The following is a 3,868-nucleotide window of genomic DNA, read 5'->3' on the forward strand; positions in this document are numbered from 1 at the left end:
GCGCTGCTGGAAGTAGCGGTCGGCCCTCATTTACTGGGGGCATCTTCTTGCCCCCTGATCTCACGAAAGGGGGGCTGCCCAATTGAGTACATCCGAAGTTTTTCAACTTTGCCTTGTAATCATCGGCATTTGCGGCCTGTTCATACAGGCAAAAAAGAAGTGACCGCCGGCACCCTGACAAGTACGGCGATCACTTCAAAGACATAAGTTAGGGCTGACCGTTTCCGGCAGCGCCCTTTCTGTATTCAGTATACCTTCAGCGCCTCAAGTTGTCAAGCCGCGTAGGGCAGCCAGTCCTACCTCTCTGGCGCCTTTTTGTACTTTGCAGACATGACCCTGAGCAAAGCATCGTCCGTCCCGCCGTCGCCCTTCCCTACTGAGAACCGCCAGCTGCGCAGGGCGTTGAGCGCATCCCGCGCCATGCGCCATTCCGCATCGTTGAGATAAAGGTCATACAGTCTTTCCTTGTCCCACGGCAAACGGTTTTTGTGCCGCGGCGCATCTTCCGCCCGGACGGCGAGCCGGCCGATGGGCGGGTCCGGCACGCCCCGGGCTTTCTGCTTTCTGTACTCGTCCATCAGAGCCACAACGAGCATGTTCCTCTGGATCTCCGTCATCCGGTACAATCGTTCTCTCGCCATCGCCGGCGCCTCCGTTTCCTGTTTCATTACCTCAAGACTACCACACCGCCATAGCGAAAGCCATTCCCCGTCTGAAAACTTTCTGAAAACAAACGGCTCATTCCCGCTGCGGCTGTGACGCCTTTTTTGTACGGGCGGGCCTTTCTGTCTGCTCCATGGACGCATGTACTTCCACGGAATAGGTTGACTCCGGCGTGGCGGACAATTCCATTTCATTCAATCCGCGCCGCACCGTGCGCTCCACTGTATACGCCGCCTGCTTCACATCACTCAAAAAGCGCCTCTGCTCCTGCGGCTCCAGACCGGAGCACATTTGGCACACACGGTCAAAGGAAAAGGAACGGACGTCCAGACCGTATTTCTTTGCGGCCACATACGCCGCGCAGTAGCTCTGCGCACTGTATGCCGCACGGCTGAAACGGCCGTCATGGATGTCATAGCTGGCCGCCGCCTGTTCCCGCGCAATGGCAAGGAACGTGGTCTGCGCGTCCATATTGTTGCGCACATAGATGGTACGGTTTTGGGCTGCATACTGCGCCTGTATCCCCTCCGGCACCGCTTCGCTCACAGCAAGCCGTACCGGGCTGTTCGTGAACACCGCCGTCACCAGCTCGTCCGCTGCATAGACCAGAGCCCTGTCCGGCTGCCGGCCGCGGGTCTGGCTCACGTCGAACTTTTTGCCCACATAGTACCCGCTGGCCGCTGTGCCGTCCTCGCGTGTGTAGTCCTGCCCGATCAGCGCCGTATACCCGGCCTCTCCGCCGCGCACACTGCGCCCGGCCCGCTTCCATTCGTCAAACGTCTTCAGCCATGTGGCCTCCGGCGCGTCGCTGTGGAACAGCAGCAGGTTCTCGATCCGCTCCGGGCTGCACTGCGCGGTGAAATCCAAAAATCCCCGCAGCGAGCTGCCGTCTTTGAACGCATCCGCCGTCAGGGCGTCGATCCGCGTCCACAATTCCTCGCGCTCTGCTTTTTTCTGCGCTGCGTATTCTTCCCTGGACAGCTTCGGCTGCTCCTGTACCGGCTCTGCCTCAGCCGGGCCTTTCATCAGTTTTGTCAGATCCATTCTCCGTCATCTCCCCTTCTGTTTTTTCCTGTTTTCCGGTGGACGCCGGCGCTGCGGCGGCCTGCGTTCCGCCGCTTTTTTCCGCGCCTGCTCCCGCTTCAGTTCGCCCAGCTCCTGCTTTACACTGGGCCTGCCGCCTTCAGCCCGGATCCTTTCGGCACTCTTTTCGGGCTGTGGCTGCGTAGAGCTTCGCTGTGGCGAGGAAGGTGCGGACGGACTCTTTTCTGCCGCCGGCATGTCCGGACCCGTCCGCTGCGTAAAATTTCCGCCCACGTTGAATGCGTCGTCCAGCTCTGTGACTTCAAAGGCGATCCTGCCTTCCGGCATTTCCACGACCTCCGTCTGTACCGCAGCCTGCTGCTCCGCCGCAGGCATTGGGCCCACCTCTGCTTTTGCACCCGTATCCGCCTGCAGATAGTCCACGCCCATCTTCTCCAGCACGCGGTTGACCTTGGCCGCGTCCTCCGCCCACACTGCAAACTCGATCTTTCCCGCTGCCTTCGATCTGTCCCGGACCGGCACATACAGCAGGCCGCGCACATTGGCTTCCCGTGCAAATTCCTTCATCCGGCTTTCGGGTACTTCAAAAAAACGCAGCGGCTTGTTCTCCCGCAGCAGCCGCGTCAGATTGGTTTTGCCATGCATTTTTTTCTGATCCCGGAGCACTGCCGCCGCGAACACCGCAAAGTTTTTTGCCGCCTCGCCCGTCAGCTTGAGCGCCACCTCCGTCCCCTCAAGGGAATATCGGACGATTTGGTCCGCCGCGTCTCCGCCATAGTTCATCGCGCGTCACCGGCCCTTTCCCGTTTTTTCGCCGGAGCATCGATGCGCGAAAAAGAGTCTGCACCCGGAACCAGCGCCAGTGTGCGGCCGTTGTCCCACTGCATGTGCAGCTGGCCCGCGTCATCCACGCATAGCACCGTCCCTTTCGTCCCTGGCGGGACGGGAGACCAGGGGTCTTCCATCCTGTGCAGTTCGACCCGGCATCCGGCCGGATACTGTTTTTTAAGGAGATTGACCATCTCTCTGCAGGGCATCCCGTCTTTTCTCAGCCTTATCAGCACCTTTCTGTTTTTCGTTTTCCACATATTTTTTCTGTTCTGCACGCGCTTCCGTCAGCCGCTGCCCGATCTCCACAGAATGCTTTTCGATCCTGCCGCACATCCGGCTTTCCTTCCGCAGTACTTTCAGCCGGGCCGTGATCTGTCCGATACGCGGCGAATCCGGGGCGCTGCGGTACAGGCCGTGCCGCTCTTTTGTCAGCGCCGCGATCTCGTCGAGCAATGGCTTACGGTATTCTGCCAGCTGTTCCCGGCTGTCGATCCCGTGCCGCAGGAGAAACCGCATCTGTTCCACATATTGATCCAGCTTCCGGATATCCTGCCGCACGGCATAGCCGGGATACACCGGCTTTTTCGGCAGCGCGCCCAGCTCATACAGGTAGCGGTAATACAGCGCCCGCAGGCCGGTGAACCCGCGCACGGGCCTGCCGCGGGTGCGCAGCCGGGCATACTGCACCCGCGGCACGGCCTGTCCCTTTGTCCCGCGGCGCGGGTACAATATGCGCATCCGGATGGCTTCGGGCGTGTACTGCTTTCCCAGGGTCTTAAAGCGCACACAGCGTTCCTTGCCCGGCGGTCTCAAAGTCGGATACTTACGCTGCATCCGAAGTTCATAGCCCTGTCCCTCCAGTGCCTTTACAAATTGCCGCCACGTCAAAGAGGCCGCGATGGCGCTGTCCACATCCTGCCGGATGGCTGTGCGCCATGTCGGCTTCCCATTTTGTTCTGCCAGCCATTTCCCGTACTGCTTTTTTCCACGCTCCGACTCCGGGCTTTCGATCACCGACAGCCCATATTGCCGGCACAGCCGGTCCGACTCAGCGCGTACCCCGGTATAGTAGGTTCTGGCGCTGCTGCGGTATTTCCGGCCTGTGTCCATCGCCACCGAATCCCATACGATATGGTTGTGCAGGCAGTGTGTATTGAGATGTGTCGCAACGACGGCCGGATATTGGCCGTGCAGAAGCCTTTCCGCCAGCTCCAGCCCGATCCTGTGCGCCAGCTCCGGCGTCAGTTCCCCCTCGGCAAAGCTCTGCACCAGATGATAGCCCTGTACGCCGTCCATCCGGCCCCACCGTTCCTTGTTGGCCCGCATATCC

Annotated in this window: 6 protein-coding genes; 1 reads left to right on the top strand and 5 read right to left on the bottom strand. The window is 60.1% G+C overall.

Going from position 1 to position 3,868, the window contains the following annotated elements; genetic code table 11:
- The coding region (locus tag IIY41_RS11775; RefSeq protein WP_287400868.1) for a hypothetical protein at window positions 1–207 on the top strand (207 nt) is incomplete at its 5' end.
- 89 nt (window positions 208–296) lie between these two features.
- Here IIY41_RS11775 and IIY41_RS11780 read toward each other — a convergent pair.
- The 5 genes from IIY41_RS11780 to IIY41_RS11800 all read right to left on the bottom strand — a co-directional run.
- Window positions 297–641: a hypothetical protein gene (locus tag IIY41_RS11780; protein WP_287400870.1), complete on the bottom strand. Its 345-nt coding sequence runs from the start codon at window positions 639–641 to the stop codon at window positions 297–299.
- Window positions 642–738: 97 nt separating this feature from the next.
- On the bottom strand, window positions 739–1,707 hold the full coding sequence (locus tag IIY41_RS11785) for an ArdC-like ssDNA-binding domain-containing protein (RefSeq protein WP_287400872.1): 969 nt from the start codon (window positions 1,705–1,707) through the stop codon (window positions 739–741).
- 6 nt (window positions 1,708–1,713) lie between these two features.
- Complete coding sequence (locus IIY41_RS11790; protein WP_134107673.1) at window positions 1,714–2,490, bottom strand: PcfB family protein; 777 nt, start codon at window positions 2,488–2,490, stop codon at window positions 1,714–1,716.
- Window positions 2,487–2,795: a DUF4314 domain-containing protein gene (locus tag IIY41_RS11795; protein ID WP_353806327.1), complete on the bottom strand. Its 309-nt coding sequence runs from the start codon at window positions 2,793–2,795 to the stop codon at window positions 2,487–2,489. Before IIY41_RS11795 ends, IIY41_RS11790 begins: the two co-directional genes overlap by 4 nt.
- On the bottom strand, window positions 2,713–3,868 hold a 1,156-nt coding region (locus tag IIY41_RS11800), incomplete at its 5' end, for a relaxase/mobilization nuclease domain-containing protein (protein ID WP_287400877.1). The genes IIY41_RS11795 and IIY41_RS11800, both read right to left, overlap by 83 nt.

This window comes from Ruthenibacterium sp., from assembly GCF_017421385.1.
Classification (GTDB): domain Bacteria; phylum Bacillota; class Clostridia; order Oscillospirales; family Ruminococcaceae; genus Ruthenibacterium; species Ruthenibacterium lactatiformans.